At 51.9% G+C, this 25790-nt stretch carries 16 protein-coding genes; 5 read left to right on the forward strand and 11 right to left on the reverse strand.

The window, feature by feature from the left end; translation table 11 throughout:
• Nucleotides 1-143 precede the first annotated feature (143 nt).
• The 3 genes from Pr1d_RS19680 to Pr1d_RS19690 form a co-directional block, all read right to left on the reverse strand.
• Nucleotides 144-608 carry a GNAT family N-acetyltransferase gene (locus tag Pr1d_RS19680; protein ID WP_210417784.1) on the reverse strand — a complete coding sequence of 155 codons (465 nt, stop codon included), beginning with the start codon at nt 606-608 and terminating at the stop codon, nt 144-146.
• A gap of 346 nt (nt 609-954) precedes the next feature.
• A complete protein-coding gene (locus tag Pr1d_RS19685; protein WP_148075115.1) occupies nt 955-2169 on the reverse strand; it encodes a hypothetical protein in 1215 nt (404 codons plus the stop codon).
• 110 nt (nt 2170-2279) lie between these two features.
• Nucleotides 2280-3707, reverse strand: a complete 1428-nt coding sequence (locus Pr1d_RS19690) for an SIR2 family NAD-dependent protein deacylase (protein WP_148075116.1) — start codon at nt 3705-3707, stop codon at nt 2280-2282.
• 683 nt (nt 3708-4390) lie between these two features.
• On the opposite strand from Pr1d_RS19690, the gene Pr1d_RS19695 reads away from it, so the two are divergent.
• Together Pr1d_RS19695 and Pr1d_RS19700 are read left to right on the forward strand one after the other, a co-directional pair.
• Nucleotides 4391-4738: a type II toxin-antitoxin system RelE/ParE family toxin gene (locus tag Pr1d_RS19695; protein ID WP_210417785.1), complete on the forward strand. Its 348-nt coding sequence runs from the start codon at nt 4391-4393 to the stop codon at nt 4736-4738.
• The gene (locus tag Pr1d_RS19700; RefSeq protein ID WP_148075117.1) at nt 4725-5042 is read left to right on the forward strand and encodes a helix-turn-helix domain-containing transcriptional regulator; all 318 of its coding nucleotides are present in this window, start codon (nt 4725-4727) and stop codon (nt 5040-5042) included. The genes Pr1d_RS19695 and Pr1d_RS19700 overlap by 14 nt, the downstream gene beginning before the upstream one ends.
• Before the next feature lie 898 nt (nt 5043-5940).
• On the opposite strand, the gene Pr1d_RS19705 is transcribed toward Pr1d_RS19700, so the two are convergent.
• Nucleotides 5941-6909, reverse strand: coding sequence for a TerC family protein (locus Pr1d_RS19705; RefSeq protein WP_210417786.1), 969 nt, complete (start codon nt 6907-6909; stop codon nt 5941-5943).
• 238 nt (nt 6910-7147) lie between these two features.
• On the opposite strand from Pr1d_RS19705, the gene Pr1d_RS19710 reads away from it, so the two are divergent.
• Nucleotides 7148-7819 carry a YqaA family protein gene (locus tag Pr1d_RS19710; RefSeq protein WP_210417787.1) on the forward strand — a complete coding sequence of 224 codons (672 nt, stop codon included), beginning with the start codon at nt 7148-7150 and terminating at the stop codon, nt 7817-7819.
• A 296-nt stretch (nt 7820-8115) separates the two neighbouring features.
• Here the strand turns inward: Pr1d_RS19710 and Pr1d_RS19715 are convergent, their stop codons facing one another.
• From Pr1d_RS19715 to Pr1d_RS19740, 6 genes are all read right to left on the reverse strand, one after another.
• The gene (locus tag Pr1d_RS19715) at nt 8116-12714 is read right to left on the reverse strand and encodes a Calx-beta domain-containing protein (RefSeq protein WP_168205366.1); all 4599 of its coding nucleotides are present in this window, start codon (nt 12712-12714) and stop codon (nt 8116-8118) included.
• 394 nt (nt 12715-13108) lie between these two features.
• Entirely contained in the window at nt 13109-14320 is a 1212-nt protein-coding gene (locus tag Pr1d_RS19720) for a DUF1559 family PulG-like putative transporter (RefSeq protein WP_148075119.1), read from the reverse strand.
• Nucleotides 14321-14643: 323 nt separating this feature from the next.
• The gene (locus Pr1d_RS19725; protein ID WP_148075120.1) at nt 14644-15975 is read right to left on the reverse strand and encodes an NAD(P)/FAD-dependent oxidoreductase; all 1332 of its coding nucleotides are present in this window, start codon (nt 15973-15975) and stop codon (nt 14644-14646) included.
• 57 nt (nt 15976-16032) lie between these two features.
• On the reverse strand, nt 16033-17376 hold the full coding sequence (locus Pr1d_RS19730; protein WP_148075121.1) for an MFS transporter: 1344 nt from the start codon (nt 17374-17376) through the stop codon (nt 16033-16035).
• On the reverse strand, nt 17373-18866 hold the full coding sequence (locus Pr1d_RS19735; RefSeq protein ID WP_148075122.1) for an MFS transporter: 1494 nt from the start codon (nt 18864-18866) through the stop codon (nt 17373-17375). Before Pr1d_RS19735 ends, Pr1d_RS19730 begins: the two co-directional genes overlap by 4 nt.
• Before the next feature lie 395 nt (nt 18867-19261).
• Nucleotides 19262-20530 carry a cysteine desulfurase-like protein gene (locus Pr1d_RS19740; RefSeq protein ID WP_148075123.1) on the reverse strand — a complete coding sequence of 423 codons (1269 nt, stop codon included), beginning with the start codon at nt 20528-20530 and terminating at the stop codon, nt 19262-19264.
• Nucleotides 20531-21068: 538 nt separating this feature from the next.
• Here Pr1d_RS19740 and Pr1d_RS19745 point away from each other — a divergent pair.
• Complete coding sequence (locus tag Pr1d_RS19745; RefSeq protein WP_148075124.1) at nt 21069-22265, forward strand: PEP-CTERM sorting domain-containing protein; 1197 nt, start codon at nt 21069-21071, stop codon at nt 22263-22265.
• Nucleotides 22266-22649: 384 nt separating this feature from the next.
• Nucleotides 22650-23882, forward strand: a complete 1233-nt coding sequence (locus tag Pr1d_RS19750) for a leucine-rich repeat domain-containing protein (RefSeq protein WP_148075125.1) — start codon at nt 22650-22652, stop codon at nt 23880-23882.
• A gap of 583 nt (nt 23883-24465) precedes the next feature.
• Here the strand turns inward: Pr1d_RS19750 and Pr1d_RS19755 are convergent.
• Nucleotides 24466-25671, reverse strand: coding sequence for a c-type cytochrome domain-containing protein (locus Pr1d_RS19755; RefSeq protein WP_148075126.1), 1206 nt, complete (start codon nt 25669-25671; stop codon nt 24466-24468).
• Between the last annotated feature and the right edge of the window lie 119 nt (nt 25672-25790).

Here is a 25790-nt window from a genome sequence, read left to right on the forward strand (position 1 = left end):
CCTCAATCCCACCACTATCATCCCCCCTCTCCGCGGCTCTGCGGTCACTGCGAGAACTCCATCCTGTCCCCAATCCCCAATCCCCAGTTCCAGCTCTTTCTGACTAGCGCCCAACAACCAGCGCCTAGCGCCTTCTTCACGACTCACAACTCTTTCTCCATAAACCAATGCTGAATCGATACCATTACAAAGGGTTCCCCCACCCGTTGGTAACCAAGTTTCTCGTAAAACCCAACGGCAGTGTCTCGCGCGTTGAGGGTGACTGCCGAGAAGCCTCTTTCCCTCGCCAACCGCTCGGCCAACTCCGTCAGCGCGCGTCCAATCCCCTGCCGCTGAACGTGCGCTGCCACCGCGACCTGTCTCATTCGAATTGTGCCGTCCTCATGAGGCACCAACACCAGGCAACCGAGCACCTGCCGCTCCTCCTGACAGGCCAGATGATAAAGACCTCGCTCCACCTCCAACTCCTCGTCAGAAAAATGAAGCCCCAACGGCTTGCGCAGCACCTCATCACGCAGCGCCAGCGATTGCTCATAAGCTACCGAGCCATGCTCTATCTCAGAAAACGTCCGCTGCGCCATCGACTTATCCACATATCCCCACAACATCAATCATAACTCTCAACTTCCCCTCCGGTCACTTACGTTCACGGCTCGCCAATTTTCTGACTAGCGCCTAGCAACCAGCGCCTAGCGACTCTCTCTTGTGCCGATCGGAGCTAACCACCTTTTCTCCTCTCATCGAAGATTCGCCGTGCCGATATGATCCCGTCTTGTTCAGATCAAGGGTTTCTGCCGCCGTTGATCGCTCGCAATTACTTCTCTATCGGTGACCCATAGTTGTGTAATTCTGCCACGTATTATTATGCTAGCTAAAGTCCCCGATCACCGGTCACGGAGGGCTGATCTTCTATTTGAATCCGCGCGCAAGCGATGCTTCACGTAAATCAATAATTTAGCCATCTCCGCCCATTGAATGCCACCAATTCATAAGTGCGCCACGAACAATGTAGTGGAAACAATGCAAGTTAATGGGAAGATCTTCAGGCATCCAAGTACCGCCGTGCGAATGTGACGCGAGACCCGTTAGAGGTTTTTCCGATAGTTGGAAATCGACCCCAGCATATGGCGGCTCGAACATTGGTGCGGGAAACGGGATTCCACCGTGGAGCGCGCGAGAACGATAGGCATACACCTTCCGCAGTACGTGTTTCTTAAGTGAATCTTTGTCCCACTTAATTCGTAAGTATTCTTCTTTCGGCCGCATAGCAGGTGCGGTGGGCAAAAAGTTTAGCGTAAAATCGATGAACTTCTTTGTGGCGCCGAGGCTGTGTTGAATGAGGTCAGCAACGCGCGCTACAAGTTTCGGACCACCTGCTTCTTCGAGGACGCTAGCAAGTTCAGGTATCGAATATCTCAGCCGTTCAACTGGGGCGCCATTTTCAGAGGTGAATTCGTTGGCTGCAGTTTCTAGAGCGGAAACGAGCATAAGCCATGCAAGGTTGGGTTCCGATTCAGCGACCCACAGTGCATCCTGATAATGGTTGGCAGCGCGAATTAGGCTAACGTATTGTTTGGAGGACAGCCGCGGAATGCAGGACAGCAAGTCGAGTTCGTCAAGCGAATGTGTACCAACGGCGGCAGGCAGAACGATATTGTTTGATCGAAGGACGACACCGGTCTTAAGCTTGATAATAGGGGCTAATCGAACACCGACGCTGGGTTTTGGCCGATCATTCCATGCTGCCGGTCGTCCTAGTGGGTCTTTTCCTGGCTCAAATCTACGGGACTCACCACCAGCCCGCATTCTTGCGCCGACGCATAATGATATCAGGGCTGCAAGTTCGTCAATAAGGAGACCACCGTGATAGAGCGACTCATCCCTTTGCGACATATTCGGAAGGTGGTGCGTGTCGAGATGAAGCGAAACGCGGACAACAATCGGAGCGTTGACATTGCCGGGCCCATCGGGCAACGGTACCGCGTTCAAGAACGCATAGGGGCCAAATTCGTCAGGACGTTCGCCTACGATATGAGTGTCGGAATACAGCGGGTACTCCGATATGCCTCGTAATGCTCCGCCGGCGTTGGCAGCGTGCCAATTGAGTTGCGAAAGTAGCTTCGGCTGTTCATCCGTGGCTGGTCCGCTGTTATCGTTCGTGTCTACCATAATTGCACTTTGCGAGCCACTTGAATTGCTAACATATGGCATAACCGGGCCGTCACGGTTGAAGCTCCACTTGAAAACGCACTTTCGGCGGCTCCGCGTTCATGCCATTGTTATGCACCTGTCTCGACTGATGCGTATTCAGCCGCTGCATCTCCATTCGAGCCAGTCATCTCGGATTGGCGATAGGCTCCGCTTAAGAACCTCGGCAGCGTCTTCGAGCAGTCACCACAAACGGAAAGGATTCTTGAAGATGAATCAAAGTCGGGAATTCTAACGGAGAACTTCTCACGAACTTTCTGAACCACACCAATCATTGGATCGAAGATTAGCATCTTCGTATTCGGATTAGCCTGCATCGCCTTGCTAACCATCCTTGAAATGTACAAGTCTGCATCCGCAAATGAAAAACCGACGACGACAATGAGATCAACATCGCCGAATGAGGATGCACTTTCTTCAATAAGAGGATTCAAAGCAGGAGCTACATCGAACTTCATAGCGAGCGGTGGTACAAGTAGTCCTCGACGCTGACCACCACAGGTCCGACAAACGCCGATCACCGGATACAGGGCACGATCGTCATTGTAGTCTTCCACTGTTTTCTGAATGTCGATCCAATGGACTTCTTGACACGTTTCGCAATAGAACCAATTGAGACTACCGTGAAGCTTTACCAAATTAATAGGATTATCCGAGGAAGGCGGCACATGTTGTGAATTCGCAAAGTCAAGAGGATATCTATAAGGCACGGAAAGACTACTTAGCGCGAGGTCCATGCAACAATCGTAATTCGTTGTAACAATACGAGTATCGCCGCGATCCCTCGCGTAGTTTGCGATGGCGATATGACCTTCGTTAGGCTCAGCGGGTAGCATTCGGCTCGATAATAGACCAAACAATACTTGGAGCGTATCTTGCAAGAATGCGACAGACGACACATCCACGGAAGCTCGGCGAGAGCGCCGGAAGCCAACATCCGAGTGGTCCTCACGAAATAGTAGGAACTCTATTAATCGCATAATCGTGGGGTTGCGACCGCAAAACTCTGAAATTTGGGCAGCCGTAAGTAGATCTTCAATATTATCAATACCTGTGCTTTCGCAGAATTCAGCCAAACGAGTTACTTCTTCTCGGTCGAGCCGGCGCGCACGTGCAAGGAGGTCGGGCAGCAGCTCCTTCACGGTGGGGATGCCTGATGGTTCGGGTTTTGACGCGCCCGCACCCAAGAGAAAGCAAATGCGTTGATTTTGGGGATCAAGCTCGGTGACTTCTGGATCGCGTTCCCTAGCCTGATTGAAAAATGTCGTTAGTTGCTCGACTAACTCATCCGGACCAAATTGCGAAATCCTTGCCCGCCGTTTTTCCCATACATCGAACCAACTTGGATGTAACGCTTCTTCACCATCACGGATCTCTCGGTCATTTATCAACGTCATGAACGCATCGAGCAAGTTGTGGGGAGTGGAGTCACGACGGCACCGCTCGAGAAGATGCTGCTGCTGGTCAGAGATTCCCTTTTTTCCTATACGGATTGTCATGGAGTTTTCTCAGGGTGGATTTCGAGGAACAAAACTTGTTATTCGTCACAAAAATGCAGATAAGATCTAATTATTCACGAAGTGTGTAGATAGGCCACGACGCAGAACGCCCTAAGGAGGATTACCCATCTTTGCAGTCTATCTCACGGTACCTGTCGCCACAAGCAGTGGTTGGCAGCATAGCGTCCGTGCGTCCATTTATCTCTCATTAATCAAGATTCTTCTCCCAGCGAAAAACCGACTCCGCTGTAATAGATTCCTCCCTTCCCGTGCGGTAACTAACGTTCGCAGCTTGCCAAATTCGGAGTAGTGTCTTGCAACTCGCGACCCTTTCATTCCCCCTTCAATCCCCCGCTAATTTCGACAAGTTAGTATCCCAGGTAGGCATCAATGGAGGCTGGCGATTAGTCGCCTATGGGAACTCAGCTCAGGGTGAGCTCAGCGGGGGAAATTGAGTGGCGAGTGATGAGTGATTGGTTCCATCCACCACTCATAGATTACCGGCCCCCCCTCAGCCCCTCTGTGTCGCTACGACTGTGCGGTAAATAACTCACACACCAGCGTCTAGCGCCGTTACGCTCAGAAGAAAATTCGCCAATCATCACTACCCACTCTCTGCTCTTCAATCCCATCCTAACGAAAGCCGCTTGACACATGGTAACATTTAAGTTACCCTTTACTAGATGGCAAAATCCGAGATCCAAGTCATCGAGTACATCGACGAAGCTGAGAAAAACCCTTTCGCCGATTGGTTGGCAAAACTCACTGATAAGGCACATGCCAAAGTCGTTTCGGCAATTTACCTCATGAAGGCGGGGAACTTTGGCGATGTGAAGCCGGTCGGGGGAGGAGTCAGTGAAAGGCGAATTCACTGGGGACCCGGTTTGAGAATTTACTTTGCCAGAGACGGATCCAAATTGATCCTCCTCCTCGGTGGCGGCACAAAAAGTCGTCAAACGAAAGACATCAACAACGCAAAAGCTGCCTGGGCAGAATATAAGAGCAGGAAAAAGAACGATGAGTCGAACTAGACCCTTTACTGAAAGCATCAAAGAACGTGCCAAAAAGAGCCGAGGGTACGGGGCGGCTTTGATCGCCGAAGCCTCCGAGCTCTATCTGGGTGGCGAGATCGATGCGGCTAAGATGATGCTCCGCGATTACATCAACGCCACGGTTGGGTTTCAAGAACTGGGCGAAGAGATTGGCAAGAACCCCAAAAGCATCATGCGGATGCTCAGCCTCAAAGGAAACCCCACCGCCAAGAATTTCACCGCACTGTTAGCATCCCTGCAAAAACACGAAGGCATCCATCTCAAAGTGCGATCAGCAGGGTGAATAGGGAGGCGAGTGGTTAGTGGTTCGCCACGGCGAAGCTTTGCTTGGTGGATGTTTGGCCTTGGATCATTCTTCCTTCGTTCCCTCCGTTCTCTCATGTTAAACAACTTACCCGATTCCTGCCGGAACTGCGCACGGCTTGTTCCGGCCTACTACCTCCTAGTTCCCATTTCGTCATTAGCCGCTAGTCATTTGCATTTAGCCAATCATCACTCATAAATCTCTTCCGCATTCCCTCTTCTATTCAGCACTCCGAAATCCGTATTCCGCAATCTCCTCCCCTGCCCCCCCCGCGTGGCCCAAAAATCATTGTAGAAAATGGCCACTCGATTCGCGATAATGGGTGTCGCTCAACAGAGCGGAGGTTCATTGATTGGGATATTTTTTGGGTCTTGGCAGTTCGCTTGAACAGGACCGTTCCCTACCTGCACCGCGGCAGGGACGCGGCTAGAGGTCCGTCGGTAGGTTCCAGGGGACTCGCTTACTTGCAAGATGGCTCCCCCTGACAATAAGCAGACGAATTTTGCTTTACAATACTATTTGACACACTCTACAAAACAAGGGATAAATCGCGAAAAATGATTTAGTTTTGTATTTTGTTTTTTTGTTTCATGAGAATTGGCCGTGCCAAGTTGCCCGCCACGGTGCGCAAGAGCGTGCAGAAATTCGTGGCTTTACGCAATCTGGTCGGCCAAGAGCGAATAGTCGAGAGCCAGAAGCATGGAAACGACTCGGGCCGGCTTCGAAGCCGTAGCTGGATTCGCCAGAATTCAAGTTCGCTCAGGACCGACTGAATTCTTGCGAATTCAGCTACCATAGAAAAACTGGCGGCCAAGTTGACCAACAGAGATTCAGCGCGGCAGTAAGTTTGTCGGAACCGTGCACGGCTTGTTTAGGCCTACTGTTTCTTATCAGCAACGAGTGACGCCACGACCCCCGTGGTAAGGATCGCGGCGATGATCCCCAGCGAGACGCCGTTGGGGATTGGGTAGTAGTGCGACAGCAACATCTTAAAGCCTACATAGGCCAAGAGAACAATAATGCTCGGTTTGAGATAGCGAAATTTTTCCATCATACTGCCGAGGACAAAATACAACGACCGTAGACCCAGGATCGCGAAGATGTTGGAGGTGAATACGATAAACGGATCACGAGTCACCGCAAAGACAGCGGGGATCGAATCGACCGCGAACATTACGTCGCTACTCTCCACCAGTACCAGAGCCAGAAATAGCGGCGTTGCCATGGTCTTGCCAGCCACGTTGACGAAGAAATGATGTCCGTGGAATTCGTGAGTCACCGGGAAAAACTTCTTGGTGAGATTGATCAGCGGATTGTGCTCGGGGCTGAACGATTCTTCCTTGGCAAAGAGCATCTTGGCAGCAGAGAACACGAGAAAGGCGCCGAAGACATAAATGATCCACTCGAAGCGAGTGATCAACACGCTCCCCAGTGCGATCATGATGCCACGCAACACGACCGCCCCGAAGATGCCCCAGAACAGGACGCGGTGTTGCAAGGCGAGCGGGACATGAAAATAGGCAAAGACCATGGCGATGACAAACAGATTGTCCATCGACAGCGATTTCTCCACGACATATCCTGTGAAGAACTGCAGTGCGGCCTCGGAACCGCTTAAATGATGGGACTTGTAATCTGTCCATCCCAGCCAATTTTGCTCGTACAGGCCATAGACAAACCCATTGAACACCAGTGCCGCTGCGATCCAGACGCCGGTCCAGCCGAGGGCCTGCTTGAAGGTAAGCACCGTGTCCTTGCGATGAAACAGGCCCAGGTCCAGGAACAGCAGCACTGCGATCAGTACTAAAAAACCGAGCCAAATAAAGATCACAGTGTTGCCAATCAATTTGCGGTTGTTTCATGGCACCAGTTCTAGAAGCTACAATGCCTACTGGCGCGACTCACAATATAGTTGCTCTCAAGGCCCTTGAGCAATGCGTCGAGAAAATGTGTTAAAGTAAATCTAGGATGGTAGCCCGATTACCTACCACAAAGTGAGCGGATCGGCGCTAGCCGCCGGTAGCATTGAAGAACCGGTGGCTAGCGCCATTCCGCTCATGTCAACAACCCCGATAGAAGATGCCATGGAAGCGGAACGTAAAGCGAGCGAAAATGCAAGCACCCTCCCCACGGGGTTGCCCCAGGCTGCGCCGACAGGCCCTATTCGTCGGCTCTACAACTGGATGCTCTCCTGGGCGGAGACCCCTTACGGCACCCCTGCCCTGTTTTTGATCTCGTTTGCCGAGAGTTCTTTTTTCCCGCTGCCCCCCGATCTCTTGCAGATCGCGCTCTCGGTATCCAAGCCGCGACGTTCCTTTTTCTATGCCGCGGTGAGTGCTGTTGGCTCCGTGCTGGGGGGAATCGTCGGCTGGTTGATCGGCTTTGCCGCCTGGGCGGCGCTGAGTAGTTTTTTCTACAACTACGTTCCGGGGGTCACTCCGGAGCGTATTGAGTACGTCGGCAAGCTGTACGAGGCGAACGCCTTCTGGGCAATCCTCGCCGCCGCATTCACACCGATACCCTACAAAGTGTTCACGATCTCAGCGGGTGTCTTTCATCAGTATGTCTCACTCGAAACCCTGATCTTCGCCTCGGCGATAGGCCGCTCGGCGCGTTTCTTCTTGGTGGCAACTTGCCTCTGGTGGTTCGGCCCGTCGGTGCGCATGATTCTCGAACGCCACTTCGAATGGATCACGCTGGCGTTGTTCGCCCTGTTGATCGGTGGCTTCTTCGCGATCAAGCTGCTGGCACATTGACCGCATTTCGCCAATCGAACAACCCCTGCCCAGAGCGTTGGGCAGAGGTTCGGGCGGAGGACAGTCTCTACGAAGTCGACGAAGTAGGGCGATAGCTAAAGTGACTTCTTCTTTCCAAATGCGAAGTCCATAGAAATAGTGTTGCAGATGTCAGTGAATTGGCCGGCAATGTTTGTAGGCGAGAGTATCGGCCACCCCTGCCCCAGGTGGCCGATACCTCAAGTCGTTCCATTCCTGAATTCCCTCATCCAGTAAAGAATCTATCAGATTGCCAAAAGGAATGCGAAATGAAAGCTCTAAACGGCTACAAATGTCAACTCGTCCCAATCTGCAAAAGCATCGTCAAAGGCTGATTCTTCCTCTACTTCAGAGGACAACGAGTCGAGAGGGTCAACTACATTGCTAGTGAACGCAGCGTCAATCGTTTCTGTTTCGATAGACCGAGAGGGAACCGCAGAGAACTCCGCTTCAAACACTGCGTCGGTAACGCCTGCTGTGGCTAGAGCTGTCGGTAGAGCTACCCAAGCATTGCCGGTGAACGCGAATGAGGCTGTAGCGACTTCCGGGGCAGGCTCTGCTTCGTCACTCGCTGTGCTGAAGGCAACCAAGGGGGGAGTGGTGTCGTATTGACCTTGCCAGACGGTGAGGTCCTCTCCATCAACGTCCATGTCGTTGTCGGCATCACCATCCGCCTTAACTGCAGCAGGCTTTCCAAAGCCACGTTGCCAGGCTAGGAAGTCACGCCCATCGACATCGCCGTCGCCATCGAAGTCGGCAGAACTTCCAGTCGAAGCTACTGAAATCTGTATCGAAGTGTTACTGGGAGAACCCGTGCCGGCTGCATCGAGTGCACGACCGTTGGCCACCACACTATCCCCGATGAAATTCAAATTGTAGGTGCCAGCTGGCAATTGGCCTCCAATCGTCCCTGTGCCAAGGAACGAGAGAGATAGCGAGCTGGTTCCAAAGCCTGATACCACTGGCAGAGGGTTAACACCGGGAATCTGGGTGCCATCGGTCTTAGTAACGCTAATGCCGGGGCCAACTCCAGGACCTTCGTAGCTGGTACCATCTCCCACAAGGACTTGTGAAACCGTGCCATTGAAGTGGATAACCACACCGCTACTCGTATCAACTGAGTCAATCGTCGCAATCGGGTTCTGGAGATCAGTCCCTGTGTTCAATTCACCAGGAGTGACCGCGGCCCCAACGGAAGGCAAGCCTGTCGAGAAATTATCGTCGTAGATCAAGGCGTCGTTGCTTCCAAACAAGTCCGCACCGTACCACGATGCCGCATTATTACGGGCAGTCGTTCCGGGCAACCTCGACACAGCATCGTAGGAAGAAGTCGGATTGGTCTGCAACGTGTTGGCGCCACCACCGTAGGTACTATCAGTCGAGCTATTGTCGCGAATTGCTATCGAGTCGACGATCTCAGCTCCCACTGGTAGTTCTAAGCCACCGTTGTTATTCCAATCGTAGTCGAAACGACCAGTATGTAGTGGAGTAAAGGGACTGTATACCAAGGCGTACGTAGAAGTGCCATTGTCATTGCCACCCAAGAATTCGACATCGAGCTCCGGCAACCCAATAAAGGTCGTACCTGCAGGAACATCCCAGGCGAAATTGTTCTGTGAACCAATGAGGACCGTCCCATTTGCACCCACTTCGTATTGTCCGAGGTCAACGACCAAGTCCGTTGCACCTTGGTCGGCCCCGATGTCGCCAGCTATTACCACGGCATAGAAAGAACCGAGTGCAGCACCTGGAGTGCCGGTCAATTCAAAGAGTTCAGCACCACCGTCATTGCCTGGTTGGTTGTAGACGATCTCACTCACCAAGACAGGTGGGCTCGTAAGACTAGCGTCATTGTCACGAATTGTGAGTGTTGCTGCCCCAAGTCCTGCTGCCACGGCACCATTGTTTAGCGTAATATTGACCGTCTCGTTCGTTTCGAGAGTATTATCTCCAACCGTTTGAACCTGGAAAGTCTTGAACAACTCGCCATTGGCAAAGTTCAAAGTGCCAGATGTTGCTCCGGAAATGTCACCTGCCTGGGCAGTACCTGTCGTAATGGAATAATCGATCGAAGCAGCGCCCGTGGAGCCACCGACACGCTGAACTTTTACCGTGGCAATTCCTCCTTCGTTGACTTCCTGTTTAGCCTCGACTAGCGCGAACTCGCCAGCACCCGATGGGGCCGTATACAGGATCGTCAACTCGGGACGCAGATTGACCACACTCACATCGCTGGACGAGAATTCCCAACTCGAGTCAGAATCTGAAACGATTGACCATCCGAAATTATCGAGACTTCCCGTGGACCAAGCCTGGAGTGTTGCTTGATTCAGTGGCACCTGTACCTTACCTGCTTGGCCAGGGAAGGTGACAATACTATCAGCCACTGAAGTGGCCTCAATGCCATCTGGTGTAATGCCGTTGACAATGGAGTTACCAAGAGTGCCTTGCGGATCGATCCAACTCGCAAGTTCATCCCAGTTCTGCAACATGCGGTACAGCTCGATCCCCGCACTAGAAGAAGAATTGTTCGTAACGTTTAGCGTCAAGAAACCACCGAACACTTGGGCACCAACTGGAACTTGTCCGAGTCCTGCTCCAAATACATCTTCAAATTTTAGCAGTCCCTGCTGGGGGCGGATGTCAGCACCCTCGGCTCCGCCAAAATCAGGATCGCCCGCTGCGTCGTCCACGATGACTTTGCTATCGAGACCTAACTGAGCGAATTGATTTTCACCATCAACATAAGAATCATCCGTACCAAAGTATCCATTCACGCCATCTTGGAACGTCGCGACTAAGACATCGGCGTCATTGATGGTTACCGTGGCAATGTTTTCAGTAATCAAAAATGGGGTATCGACTGCTGTCAACTGAAGACTGAAAGTTTCAAAGCCTTCGGCAATACCATCGTCTATGACCTGGACCATGACTTCTTTGGTATCTTCGTTGATGGCAAAACTGAGAGTACCACTCTGAGCAACATAGTCGGCGCCTGCCTGGGCGGTGCCATTGACGGTCGTATATTGAACATCGATTGCCTGAGACACATCACCCGTGCGAGTAACCGTAAAGGTCACCATGGGACCACCGGCTTCGTCAACACTTGAGACGGCGGAGGAAACAGTAACATTGCGGAGAGTATTGGTAGTACCCGGAGTAAGAACAGATCCCCCAGGTGCTACCACACTGATTCTTGTCGTGCCATTGAGATACTCGATCACTGGATCGTCCACCCGCGTGTCAAGGATGTCCCCATTGAACCAGGCACCAATCGTGTTGGGGATGAAATTCCCTTCCCGGCGAGAAAGGGCATCCGACGCCACATTACCGCTGTCGGAAGCCCCCGTGGGCTGATGGATATGTACGCCTGGCAAACCAATCTCAGGTGTCACAGCGGCACGGTCACGGTCACTACCACCGTTGAAGACCGAGACACTATCAACCATTTGGGCAGTACCGTCAGCAAATGGACCAACGTCAAGGACACCCACACTACCAAGTGGTGAGTCCACTGACTCTCTCGTGGCGTTAACGTATTCACCAACGGTGTCGTAGTCAGTTCCTTGAACGATTGGCACACTACTGCGAACCAAAGCGTATGTCTGCGAATCGTCTTCCAGTCCACCGGCAACGGCGTCGAGCGCCGTTACGATCATTTCGTTGGTGTCAGGGTGGCTCGTGTAAACCCAGTCTGTGGGACGGAGCACGAGCAGGCCATTGGCACCAAATGTTTGCCCTGATAGATCGACTACCAAATCGGCCACACCACTGCCAGTCTGATCGGTGGTTCCTGCAGTTTCCTCTTCTTGGCCTTCGAAGACCACAAAGTAGTAGCCATTAAGTGACGCACCTGGAGTTCCGATTAGTTCGATATACTCGTGATTTGTCTCGTCGGTAATGATATTTTGCGGATCGCTGGCAGAGACATTCGCCAGCACTTCATTGATCAAAGCATCGTCGTCTGCGATGGTCAGTGTTGCAACCGATTTCGTTCCGATTGTCGCCCCACCAGTGGCATTGCTGAGAGTAACAGTGATTGTCTCGTTACCTTCCAACGCAGTGTCGCCGTTGATCACCACGTCAATAGTCTTACGTGTTTCACCGTCGGCGAATGTTACGGTATCTGTATTCGCAACGAAGTCGCCACCCCCTGCAGTACCGGCGGCTACGGTATAGGTCGCACTCACCTCACCGGCAACGCCACCCAGTCGGCTGATGGTCACTTGCGCAGTTGTAGGACCCGAGTTACCTTCGGCCTGCACCAGTTTTGTCTCGATAAATTCGATGTTGCCAGCTCCACTTGGTGCCGTGTAGTCCACTGTAAGTTTTGGACGGTCGGCAACGGCAGCTTCGGAGGTCTCAAAGTCCCATCCGTCGGTAGCAGTACTTTCAAGGAGCCAACCTAGATTCTCCTGACCTGCAGCCCAGTTTTGCAACGAACGGGTCACATCGAAGCTCATCACGCCCGTATTGGGATCAAAAAGAATAGCGTCAGGCGGAACTCCCGTAGCTTCTCCCTCAGAAGATTGGACACCCCCGATCTCTCCGAAGCTATTCCAAGTTGACAATCCTTCGGACCAGTCTTCAAGCATTCGATAGAGGCTCATCTGAACTTGGGCAGTAGACGAGTTGACCACACTTACTTGAAGCGTTGCCGAGTTTATGGTTGAACCCAATGGCACCTGGCCCGCGAGACTACCTATGATATCGTTGAATCGCAAAAGCCCCTGTCGAACACCATTCGCATCCTGTTGATCGGGGCTGATGCTAGTTTCTGAACCAAAGTTGCTATCGGGGCTAATAGAGTAGAGGACCGTATCCTCAGTGTTCGAATACCCACCTACACCGTCTTGAAACGACGTAGCGGAAAGCATTTGACGAGACTCCAGCAACTCAAAGGTATGGTTTGTCCGCTTAGAATTGCGGTAGTTGCTATTCGACTTTTGGGAGCGTCTTCTGCTGAACGGAGAGCGGTTTTTCTTGGCCATGAGAGAGTTATCCTGCTGATATCAAGGTGAAGAAGTAAGAGTCTCTTAGGAAGAACGAAGTAATGTGGTTGAATCTGCTGCGAGTGTATTGATGTTTTGTGAAGTTTCAGTAGTCGCATGTGTTAATTTTGTGTGTGTTCTATTTCTTTCAAAATTGCCCTGGAATTCCTGCGCATCAATGGAAGGAATAGATCTTTAAGAAGCCTTTCCATGGCAGGTTTGCAGAATCTAGAGTTCGATTTGTACGCCATGCCACACTCTGAGTTCCGATCCGGTCAAGCTAGTGGTCAACTGCCTCGGCACCGTTTCGAGTACAGACAGCCTGCCACACATCTTCGTTGATCTCCGATTCAACAAAGTGCACAGACGCATCTCCTCTTGCCGAGTTGACTCCGCCAGGATGCGAGCTGCGGGTAGCGGCGAAAGTAAAGCCACCGTTTTGCCCCTTATCAGAACAGGGCATTTGCGTAGCAACAGAGGAATTCTGTATTCCAGATCCGCAGGCGGGAATATCGTCAGGCGTTTCCGAATTTGGTGGAGTAAGGCCGCTAAAGACACTAGCCCCCATCCCTGGCACCATCCAAGTCCCTCGCCAATCATCATTGCCAGTCATACCAAGATCACCCGACCCTTGCGCGTTTTCCTCGTTCCACGCAAGCACCTCGCTCAACAATATCGTGTTAGACATTCCATCTGGCACCTGCGCAATACTGACACCCCGCCCCATGCGAGCTGTAGAGGGATTTTTATCGACTCGAACCATACCGAAGACCCCATTCAGCAAATCAGGGGGCCCCTGGACGATCTTATTGTCTTGAGACGGCTCTCTGCGAATGTCGTTCATTGACTGAAGATTGTAGGGTTTAGACCCTGGAGGCGTCGCGTGGATCATGTACCCACCGCCAAAGCAGACCGCGTAATTGCCTTTCTTCAGGTGCCCCAAAGCCACACCAGTTGTCCCATCATCGTCGTCATTAAAATAAGTGTCAGTTTTTCCCGTGTCGGTACTAGGACAAAGCATGAAGTCCGCAATATGTGCTCCCAGCCCAGTGCCATTTCCACCATTCTCAGTCTCACGCTTCGCGTCCCAATTATCTGCTGGGTTAGCTTCTTGGAAGTTTTGCGGATCATTGAGAGCCTGGCTGGCGATGCCCGAAAGTGCCTGCTGTTCAATGTAGGGCAATATCTGCACGTACCAATTTGGCCCGTAGCACTCCGCGTTCTCAACTTGAGTACCACTCACATGAAACGACAGTGGCCCTCCATACCACTCAGTACAAGTAGGTCCCCCCGGTGGCAGTCGCCCCTGCGCTGATTCGAAATTCAATATTGCTAGTCCCAATTGCTTTTGGTTGTTAACACATGTGTTGCGGCGAGCTGCTTCCCGAGCAGCCTGTATTGCTGGTAGCAGCAGAGCAACAAGTACCCCAATGATGGCGATTACCACCAAAAGTTCGACTAAGGTAAAACCGCAGCGGAAGGCTTTTTTCATTGAGAAAATCCTTATCTCAGCGAATGGTGAATCGGTGTGTAAAAACGCGCTGCCACTCTTGGCGGCAATGCCGTAGTGAGGGCCCCGTCGTGGGATACTCGATGGCTCACTTGCGTGTGGTCGGATTCTAGAAATCGATTGCGAAGATCGTGCTTGGAATTCGTTAATTCCGTGTTAGCTTTTTGGGAAGAAGAAGTCGGGCTAACCAACTGGGCTGGTCGCCGCTGAAACTGGAGAGATTTGTTCAGCGAGAGAAGGGAGATAAACTTCGCAAAATACGATTACTTGCCTGAGGTCAACTCAATGTTCGACTGAGCTGATTGTTAAGGAGTGTTCGGACTGGCCAATTCTGCGATTTCACTTGTCGATTTCTCGCCAGTTATCAAGCGGGCCGAACGATCATGTGTGAAATAACTCCATCCCCATTGCAGCAATACGAGCAGGCGATTGCGGAAGGTGACGATGTTCATCAGATGGATCAACAGCCACAGCAACCAGGCAAATAAACCTGAAAAGTGAAAGCGACCCAACTCGGCCACAGCGGAACTCTTGCCAATCGTCGCCAGACTTCCTCGATGGTTGAAGTGAAAATGAGGTGTTGGACGATTCCGCAGGCGGTTATTGATTAGCTTCGCTGCATATTTCCCTTGGGAAATCGCCACCGGTGCAACTCCTGGCAGCGGCTTACCCTCCTTGTCGAGGCAATTCGCCATGTCGCCTAGAACGAGGATTTCAGGATACCCCGCTAGACATAGGTCGGGATCAACAGCAATCTTCCCCGCCCGGTCCAGTTCAAGTCCCGTGGCCACAGCTAGTTTTTTCGCTAGTGGCGAAGTCTCAACCCCCGCTGCCCAGAGGACCGTTTTCGTCGGAATGGTTTCCTTTCCAGCTTCTGTTCTGAGCCGAACCATCGCATCGGTAATCTCTTCGACGCTGGCATTCGTGCGAACGGTTACGCCCAGCTTCTCCAGAGCACGCTGCCCTTTCTCAGAGAGATCTGCCGGGTAGGAAGAGAGCACCCGGTCGCCCGCCTCGATCAGCAGAATTCGAGCATCCGAGGGGTCAATGTGGCGGAAATCTTCCTTAAGACTGTGCCGGGCGATCTCCGCGAGGGCACCCGCGAGTTCCACCCCCGTCGGACCTGCACCGACGATTACAAAGTTCAATAAGCGACGTCGCTCGCTCGCGTCCTGAGATAGTTCGGCCGCTTCGAAAGCGGAGAGCACACGACGACGAATCTCTGTTGCGTCTTCAATGGTCTTCAGTCCAGGCGCCAGAGTTTCCCATTCAGGATGACCAAAGTAGCTGTGCCGAGAACCGGCAGCGACCACTAGCGTGTCATATTTCAGTTCACCTCCAAAAACGCAAACTGAGCGATTTTGCACGTCTATGTCGGTCACTTCTTCCATGAGGACCTGGCAATTCGCTTGTTTGCCTAGGAGTCCTCGTAAGGGAGCCGCGATGTTGGCTGGCGATAAACCGCCGGTGGCAACTTGGTATAGGAGCGGCTGAAAGAGATGAAAATTCCGACGATCGATGAGCGTGACATCAACAGGGGCGCCCCGCAACCGACTTGCAGCAGTAAAACCGGCGAATCCACCTCCGATAATTACTACCTGATGTCGCCGTATCGTATTGTCCGTCTTGTTTGCCATGGGAAATTCTTCCTTCACAAATCAAGACGGAACAAGCCTCGTAATGGTTCAGCCAATTCAGTCCGGCAGGGGTTTGCCTTTCGTTTCCGGCGCAAATGGCAATACCAGGAGACCCAGCACGAATATGCCGCACATCGTTAACCCTGCATTGCGAAGCGGTTCAGCCGTGTCGGCATACACTTGGCCCGTGAGCCAGCCTAGCAAGAATGGCCCCACAGCAGCCACGAATCGGCCCACGTTATAGCAAAAGCTCGTTCCGGTACTCCTTAAGTGGGTGGGGAACAATTCAGGAAAATAAATCGCGTAACCAGCGAACAGCGACAGAATGCAGAACCCCATGATCGGCACCATCCAAAATACCTGATGGAATTCTGTCAAGAAATAAAAGACCGATGCCGTGCTCAACATCGCAGCAATGAACGCAATTGCAAAAGTCGGTTTACGACCCATCCGCTGGGCAAGTATCGCAAAACCATACATACCAAACGCCGCACCGATGTTCATCATCATCGAGGCGATTCCCTTCCAGTGGGCAACGGACCCAGCTACTTGAACCTCTGTTTGACCATCGGCGATGAACTTCTCCTTCATCACGTTGCCGACGAGATCGAAAGTGAAAAACGCGATGCCCCAAAGTCCGACAATGCCTGAAAAAGCAAGTCCCAAACCGATGAACGCATGCTTGCGCCATGTGGGATGCCCAAACAGTTCTCGATAGGAACCAAGCTTGCGAGCAGTATCTCCCTCAAGCGAGGCCTGTTGCCAACGCTCAGGCTCCTTCAGTCGAGCTCGAATCACAAGCGCTAAGAGGGCTGGTATAGCCCCGACGACAAACATGGGACGCCACACACTGTCGACGAGGCCATGCTCATGGAGCGAACCCATTGTTATCCCAATCAGTGCCGCCGACACATTTCCGATTGCTGAGAGAGCTTGCAATATACTCAGGCAATAGGGACGTGCTCGATCCGGCATCACTTCAGCTACCAATGCGACCCCCACGGCAAATTCTCCCCCCACCCCGAGGCCAGTCATAAAGCGGTACAACGAAAAATCCCAGAAGCCGACACTCAATGCGCTCAGACCCGTAAAAAGAGAGTACAGCAGAATCGTTATGATCATCGTCTTGGCACGGCCGATGCGATCTCCCATCACGCCGAAGACAAGTCCGCCAATCGCCCAGCCCATCAAAAAAATTGCGGTCGCATAACCACCGGCTTCGTCGATTTGTGCTTGGGTTGGGGTTCCGGGTAGCAATTCCGCCATCGCCGGTTGGCGCGCCAGAATGAATAGTTGTTGGTCGAGGCAATCAAACAGCCAGCCCAGCGCAGCGACCAGCAACACGAACCATTGATAACCGTTGAGCTCTCGATACCAACGGTAACGTCCTTCAGTTGTCATACCGACTCCATTTCATCGATCGAATTGGCACCAGGTTCTGGCAACAGGCAACTTAGCAAGAGATTACAAGCGATCAAGGTGAAGGCGACTCCGGCCGCCACGATTGCGGTCTTCGCTGCAGGAGTGGCACCAGGGACGAATCCCAGCGTTGCGATGACCTGAGTAACATACGCAAACGGAGTCCCCAACATGCGGCCACCAATATTCGCGGCAAAACTCTCACCAGTGCCCCGCAGATGGACCGGGAACACATGAGGCAAATAATTTCCCCAGAAACTGAACACAGCCACGGTGCAGAAGCCCGCAAGGAAGATTCCTATGCCCAGTAGCGAAACGCTCACATTATGAAAACCGGGGATCCAACTCAGATCTCCCGTCCAAAAGACGGACTCGTGACCTAGATAATAGCCGTAAAACACTAACGGTAAAATGATTAATCCGGGGATTAAAAAGAAGCGGAGCAAGTGGCGGCGACTGACAAAATGCACCACCAGCAGGGCCAGGGCAAAGCGACCGAATAGCCCGCCGAGTTCTTGCGATTTGGTGTAGTTGGCCGTGATCACCTGGCGAGATTTCCCTGCCGCAATTTTCGCCTGGAGTTCAGGTTTCCCTTCACCAGCAGCCTGCATCCTCGCTTGCACGGTATCAAGCCCTGGCAATATCTGCGGCAACTGCTGAAGGGCGCCGAAGGCAACGCCATAGCTACACGCAAACATCAGGGTGGTGACAATTGTCGTACGTTTGAGCTTGGGAGAGAACAACTCAGCGATGCTGGGTCGTTGCAACGTTCCTGCGGCTTTCTTCGCAGACCACTTGGGAGATTCGGGTAAAAAGGGGCGAATCACTATCAACGGGATTGCGGGGAGAATGCCGCTCATCATCGTGTAGCGCCAATCGGCATGTTGGCCGATAGGTTCAATCGTACCCCACACAGATTGCAGGAATTCGGGGATCTGAAGAGCAGGAAAACCCGTGGCATGCCGAGCTATGACACCGTTGGCAAAAGCCACCAACAATCCACCGAAAGAAGAAAAAGCCTGAGTGTAGCCGAGCACCTTCTCGCGCTGGACGGGATCATCAAACAGTTCCGCCAACCATGCCACTGCCGCCACGAATTCAACGCACACTCCAATGAACGTGGTAGTGCGAAAGAAGAGCAACATCCACAGGCTTGTCGAAAACCCCGACATAAAAGCCGACGTTGCATAAAGTAGAATACTCCAGGTGAGCACGCGTCGGCGACCAAAACGATCCGTCAGATAGCCTCCCAAGAGCCCAAAAATCCCACCGCAGACTGCCGGCACATAAAACAGCAGACCAAACCAACGAGCAAACTCCGGAGTCCCCGGCGAGATCCCCCCCAACTCCATCAACGCGTTGCGTGCCACTAAAGGCAACATCAGCAGTTCATAAATATCAAACGCAAAACCAATCGCGGCAATGATACAGACCAGCCACTGGACTGATGTGAGTCGTTTGGTTTCAGGCATCCGGAATTCCTTACAAGGAGAGGCAGGAGTAGAACGGCAGGGAAGACTGGCAAGGCTAGGAGTGGCCAATCATAACCGATTGCCACGGAAACGAGTAGGGCATACAGAAAGCGGAAACGATTCCCGCAAGTCCCGGCAGTTTAAAAGGAAAAATACCTAGGCCCGAAGCCATCGAGCTGCGTCTGCACTAGGTGACCAACTTGCGTCCAACTTAGCCTCTAAGAAAGTGCAGGTTGCGGGAATCTCCCGGGAATCACGATTGAAGTTTCCAGACAGGCGTGAGTACTGTAACTCTGCCGTGCCAATGCATTGCTACCAAAGGATGCATTACTGCGTATTGCCTTCCAATCCATCCAACGATGTCGGCACATACGAACAGTGATTTCCGCATCCAGCTAGGAAAGAATCCGGTCTAGAGAAGCAAGCAACTGATCGACTTCGTCGAGCGTGTTGTAGTGCACCAATCCCACACGTACGGCACTCCCTTTGTCGATGATCCCCAACGCCGTGACGGCCTCCACGGCAAAGTTGTGTCCCTGCCAAACGAAGATATTCTCCTCCGCCAAGGCCTTCGCAATGCGGTCTGGAGAGTCGCCCTCAACGATGAAGGAAACCGTCGGGACACGCCTGCCGAATGCCTGAGGATCCGTAATGCCCAAAATCTTTAATCCCGAGTACCTCTGTAAACCGGTGATCAAGTGGCTGGTAAGTTCGGTCTCGTAGTTGAAGAGGCAGTCCATCGCGGCATGTACTGCTTGCCGGCGCTCATTGAAATGCTTGTAGCGTTCATGGTACGACCCCGCCATCGAATTACCGATCCAGGCAAAGTATTCTACCGCCGCCGTGACTCCCGCAGCGCACTCGTGATTCTGGGTGCCAGTTTCAAACGCTTCGGGCATTTCATTGGGTGCAGGTCGAACCTTGTAAGGTTCCAACTTTTCCATCAGCTCACGACGTCCATAAAGCACACCCTGATGTGGACCGAAAAACTTATAGGGGGAGCAAACCAGAAAATCGCAATCGAGATCTTGCACATCGGTCGAAACATGCGGCACTGATTGAACCGCGTCGATGTAAGTCCACACTCCCGCCGCTTTCGCGATTGCGCAGATGGACTTGATGGGATGAATCGTGCCAGTCAGATTGCTGGCTCCCCCGATACAGAGCAGCCGCGTCTTCGATGTGATCATTTGGCTCAACTCGTTCAGATCGAACTCGAACGTTTCCAGATTGAAAGGCAACCACTTCACCTCTAGACCAATGTCTCTCGCGAGATGCAACCAGGGCGCAACGTTGGCATCATGATCCATCCGCGTCAGAATGATTTCCTCGCCCGGCGACAGCAGCTTGCCTAAGGAGCGGGAAATGTGCAGCGTGATCGTGGTCATGTTCTGACCATAGACGATGTCCTCCGCAGCAGGTGCATTAAGCAAGTCTGCCACCGCGCACCTCATTTCGTCCATCACAGCATCCGCTTTGACAGACGTAGCAAAGTAACCGCCCAAATTGGCGTTCCGCTCGTAAAGGCATTCGCTGATCCGGTCGACAACCGTTTTAGGCACCTGCGTACCACCCGGATTGTCGAAGTAAATCCGCAGCTTTCCACCATCGACAATTGCCAGCGAAGGAAACATCTCTCTTACTCTCTCGACGTCGTATTGCATGAAGTATCCTTGAAGTCAGGTAGGCTCTAGTCGCTCCGCTGAGTATCCCACAGTTTCGATTTTTCGCAAAGGAGAATTTGGAGAAGCTCGTCGTTGATAAGAACCAGTCGTGTGCACTTCCGGAAAGAGGTTGTTCACTAAATTTAAGAAGAACTACAAGGTCAATGGCAAATTCAAAGCGAATTCCAAAAGGGTCGAGAGCAATCCTGTTCGGCACAAGACTTGCGCAGTGAGATTTGGTCTTGCGCGCTTCTTCGTTTTCGTGCACGTTAGTTTTCATCAGGAAGCGGCATAAGAAGAAAAGGACAGGCACGATTCGGACTTCGTCAATATTCAACCCTATCGTAAGTAATTGCAAGTTAATAGGTTTAATGACCTGTCAGGGTTTCATGCCGCGCGAAAAGTGCCTTTCCTTTTTCGTCGACCTTAGAGGGGGATCGCCTTTATTTTGGTTGCCTCCTTGATTCCCAGCCATTAAAAAGGAGATGGGAGAGTTTTGCTTTCTGATCCACTGTTATCTCACCCAAGGATTTCGCTAATGACTATTCATCGTCCCCTTTCAATCCTATTAACGCCGCTAGTACTCTGCGCTTGCAATGCGATACTGCAGGCCTACAGTTTCATCGGCCTTGGAGACCTCCCCGGAGGAAGAAATAGTAGTAGTGCTTACGGCGTGTCCTCAAATGGCGCTGTGGTAGTTGGAAGTGTCGATTCCAGTTTCGGCCATGAGGCGTTTCGCTGGACAAGGAGTGGGGGGATGGTTGGCTTAGGGGACCTCGGTATCGGGGATCTTTTTCCCGGGAACGGCTTCAGCTTTGCGGCTGGCGTTTCCGTGGATGGATCGGTCGTCACTGGGACTGCCCATTCGCCAACTGGCTCAGAGGCATTTCGTTGGACCCAGGCGACTGGCATGGTAAGTTTGGGTGATATCCCAGATGGGATTAATTTTATTCTCGGCAATGCAATATCGGGGGACGGTTTGGTCGTAGTTGGAGAGGCCGATGCTAACTACACCTTCTACGCGTTTCGCTGGACAAGCGAGACCGGTATGGTCAACATGGGATTTCTTGACGGCGTTCCGCCAGAAGACCCCACTCTTGATTACAGCGCGGCCACGGGTGTCTCAGGTGACGGCTCAGTGGTTGTTGGACAGAGCAATTCAGGCGCGGGCGGCCAGGCATTTCGCTGGACCACTGAAGATGGCTTGGTCCCCTTAGGGGACCTTCCTGGTGGGAGATTTGGTAGTCGGGCCACCGCAGTTTCACTCGACGGCCAGGTTGTTGTTGGTCATGGAACATCTCTATCAACCCGCTACTTGGACGAAGCATTTCGCTGGACGAGCGCCGACGGCATGGTCGGTTTAGGTAAACTCAGCGGAAGTACTACTAGCATCGCAAATGGCGTTTCCGAGGACGGTTCGATCATTGTCGGGAAAAGCGAGGTGGCATTCGTCTGGGATAGCTTGTATGGAATGCGAAATCTTCAATCTGTCCTCGCAAATGACTTCGGACTGGGTTCTTCGCTCACTGGATGGAGCCTAGTTGAGGCAACTGCCGTTTCTGCGGATGGTCGGGCCATCGTTGGATTTGGAATCAATCCCGCGGGAGACGGTGAAGGCTGGCTCGCGATAATCCCCGAGCCTTCGACTTTTACGCTAATTGGATTTAGCCTCTTCGGACTGTTTGGGTTGCGGAAGACAAACAAGATGCGCATGAGCATCGGAAGAGAAGATTAGCCGGAGCCTCGTGCGACAGGGCGTTACCAAGCGGAGCTTGGGAACGAGAGGAGAAAGACAGAAACGTTTCGAGCTGTCTTTACCTATGTATCTCGGCTAACACGCGTTCATCGAGGCTTCGACTCCTCTGGCGGTTTTGTCTTTTCATCGCTCTCTTTCTATACTGCATTCATTCAACAAATGCTAAGTAAGACGCACCCACCTTTCGAACGCTACTTAGATGCCATCACTGCTAATTGCACTGAGCCGAAACATCAGCATGTGCCTTGTATCCGCTGGTCTTTGTTTGGCACTGCTCGTCTATACGAAAGAAAAAGTGTTAGAACAGTTTTCGCGACTTGGGTATAATCAGAAGCTCTTTCACTCCTAATCTGTGAGTCAGGCATGTCTGTCGAACAATCTTCCAACGCTGAGGCGAGTAATAACAAGCGAACGATTTTGAATTTTGCAAGATCCTTGTTGAAAGTGTTTGTTATCACGGTGCCACTTTACGTAGCTGGTATCGCGGCACTTAGTCACTTTACTACCGCAAGTGGTCTATCTCTCGGTTCGGCACTCTTCTTGATCTGGGTTGGCGCTACCATTACGTGGATCATTGCAGAATTGATTTCCTGTAGATCGATTCGCTTCGGAATGAAGACGATTCTCACAGCCACTACAGTTTTAGCACTTCTTTGCTTCTTAGCTGTTCACCATGTGCGACCTTACATGTCCCAACGTCAGGCCATAGCAATCCTCAAGTCGACCGGCGTCCGATACGAATCCCAAGCGCATGCTCCAGCATGGCTGCAGCGGCTGACGGGCCCAGAGAATTGTCAGGTCGTAACCGCTGTTCAAGGCCACCAGCAGAGCCGTCTCGAAGATAATCTCATGGAGTGCATCTCGGCTTCGCCGCACCTCTACGAACTCTTCATCGGTAATTCGCTTATCACCGACGCGGGGCTACGACATATCAAGGGAATGAACAATCTCTTGGCAATTGATTTGCCTAGCGGGCCGGATGTGAGTAATGCCTGCCTGGCCCATTTGCCAGCAATGAAACAGCTCAACTGGATCGATGCGAGCGATGTGCCGGTCAAGGATGAAGGCTTAGCGTACCTATCAACACTGACTCAAATCGAGCAGATCGAACTCAACCGATGCCAAATCACGGATGCAGGCTTGATGCACTTGCGACGGCTCACGAACCTTCGTCGACTTGTTCTGGATAACAACGAAATTACGGATGATGGCCTGAAACACATTCAACCACTGACAAAACTAGTGATGTTGTCACTTGAAGATACGCAGATTACCGACGACGGTCTTAAGTTACTCCAAGATTTCGACAATCTGCAATACCTGCGGCTTAGTGGAACGTCGATTACGGATGATGGTTTGAAGTATATTGCTAGACTGAAGAATTCGTTGAGAGCCTTGGAAATTGAGAATACACAAATCACCGATGAGGGCTTACGGAAGGAGCAAATGGCCTTTTCACATTGCACTATCATCAATAGCAAATTGCCGCAGGGCTCGATTCAGAGACGTACTTTCATCAATAACCAGATGTTTAATGGTTATTTGATGTACCGTCAACGAACGTCCAAGTTGCGAAATGACCCGTACGCTTTCTAGAATGGTTTGAACTGCAATGAACTTGAATCCCGAATTCACTGACACACAAGCTTCCAGAGATGGCACAAAAAAAGTCGTAGAAATGGGCCATTCGAATCGTGATAATGGGACTTGCCGTATACTAGGCCTAGTTCATTGACAATTGAGAATAGTCGTCGCGGGTCGGGCGGTGGTCTGTCCTCGGCCGGATCGGGTGACGCTGCGCTTTTGTTGCCTCAGAGCACTTCGAATTTTGCATCGCCGTGGTGGAGTTTTGTTTTAAACACTATGGCCGCCATTTCAGGCAAACACTAGAAAATAAGGGATCAGACGAGATCACATCAATTAATTATTTTTTGCTTTTTTCAGTTTTCAAGAAAGTGGCCGCGCAAAACGTCCTGCCATCAAGCGCAGAATCGATAGAAGATGATCGGACTTGCGCGGTCGCAGTCAGTCGGCAAACGCTCAACCAGGATGGATCCCTATCTCTGCTGAGAGGACCTTTCAGCCTCCCATGCCCGTGGTCTCCGTAGGGGGCCGGCGCAGTAGGCTGAAGTACCCAGATACAAGAGTTAATGCGTTAAAAACAATCCGATCGAGTTCGCTACGCGTCAGGCTGAACACTTTGCTCCTCAGTCGGCGACTCTACTTTCTCACCACTAAGTTTCTTCAGAGCGTCTTCGACCTGCTTGAGCCGTTTTTCCGCTGCAGCTTGAGCCTCTTCTGCTACTTTGAGATCGGTTTGAAGGCGGGCAGTTTCCTCTTGCTTGGTCTTTGCATCCGCTGCGAACTCAACCTGTTGTTTCTCAAGACGCTTACGGGCAATCACGGGATGATCCCAGCCAAGGTTCCATTCGATATAGGGCAGGTCTTTTTCCAAACCAATCGCTCCATCGTAAGAAACATTGGTCTTCCAGAGATAGATTTTCTGTAGGCGTTTAAGACCACGAATTGGGTCAAGCACTTTGTCACTAACATCCGTGCCATAGAGATTAAGTGATTCCAGTCGCTCAAGCCCGGAAAGATACTGAGCAGCATCGTCCGAAAAACTGGAGTTTTCGACCGAAAGCTTAGAAAGATTCGAGAGTTTGGCTAGTTCCGACCAACCCTTGTCGCTCGCTTGGGCGCCACGCAGATTCAATGAGATCACGTGGTGCGCTACGTCGTTGAGCAAAGCCAACGCGTCATCATTTGCCGGCTCCGAAGAAAGCGCAAAGGATACATCCAACAGATTGCTCTTGGCAAAGTGTGGCATTACCTGGGCGCCGGCGCTGCGCAACCGTTCGATGGCCTCCTCAGAAGCTGGATCGACTTCCGGCATCGGCAAGGGTTTCAGCTTGGGAGGCTCTGGCTTGGCATCAGGTGCTTCAGTTTCTGCTTTTGCATCTGGAGAACTCTTTTCAGCCTCAGTTGCTGGAGTGCTCTCTTGATCAGAAGAACCGAAATTTGCCCCTTCTTTGATCCAAAGGGCTACCAGATCGATGGCGGCTTGATCAAGTGGATCGGCCCCCTTGGGCATCCGCTTCTTGCTACCGGCTGGTAAGACTAACCGCTCGTAGAGTTCACTCTCGTCAGGATTACCGGCGACGATTAAATGCTCGTCGTCTGCAAGCTTCTCCTGGATCGCCGCAGCCGATTGCAGGCGGAGTTTGCCCATTGCCTTTTTCTCGCCATGGCACTTGGTGCAATTGGCTTCGAAAACTGGTAAGACTTGCTTCTCAAAATCCACCGCTGCTCGGGCAGCTGGTGCTGAGACAATAGATGTGAAAAATGCGAATGCTGAGAAACTTAAAATTAGACGTCGCTGCATAGTAGGAGACTCCTTGTAAGGGTTAGCTTACGAGTATAACTGAGAGAGTATTGCCCTTCAAATAGGGCCGGGTGGAGGAAGTTTTTTCACTTTTCCTCATCATGGAGTTGCCCAGTGCG

Origin of the sequence: Bythopirellula goksoeyrii (genome assembly GCF_008065115.1) — a bacterium.
Taxonomy (GTDB): domain Bacteria; phylum Planctomycetota; class Planctomycetia; order Pirellulales; family Lacipirellulaceae; genus Bythopirellula; species Bythopirellula goksoeyrii.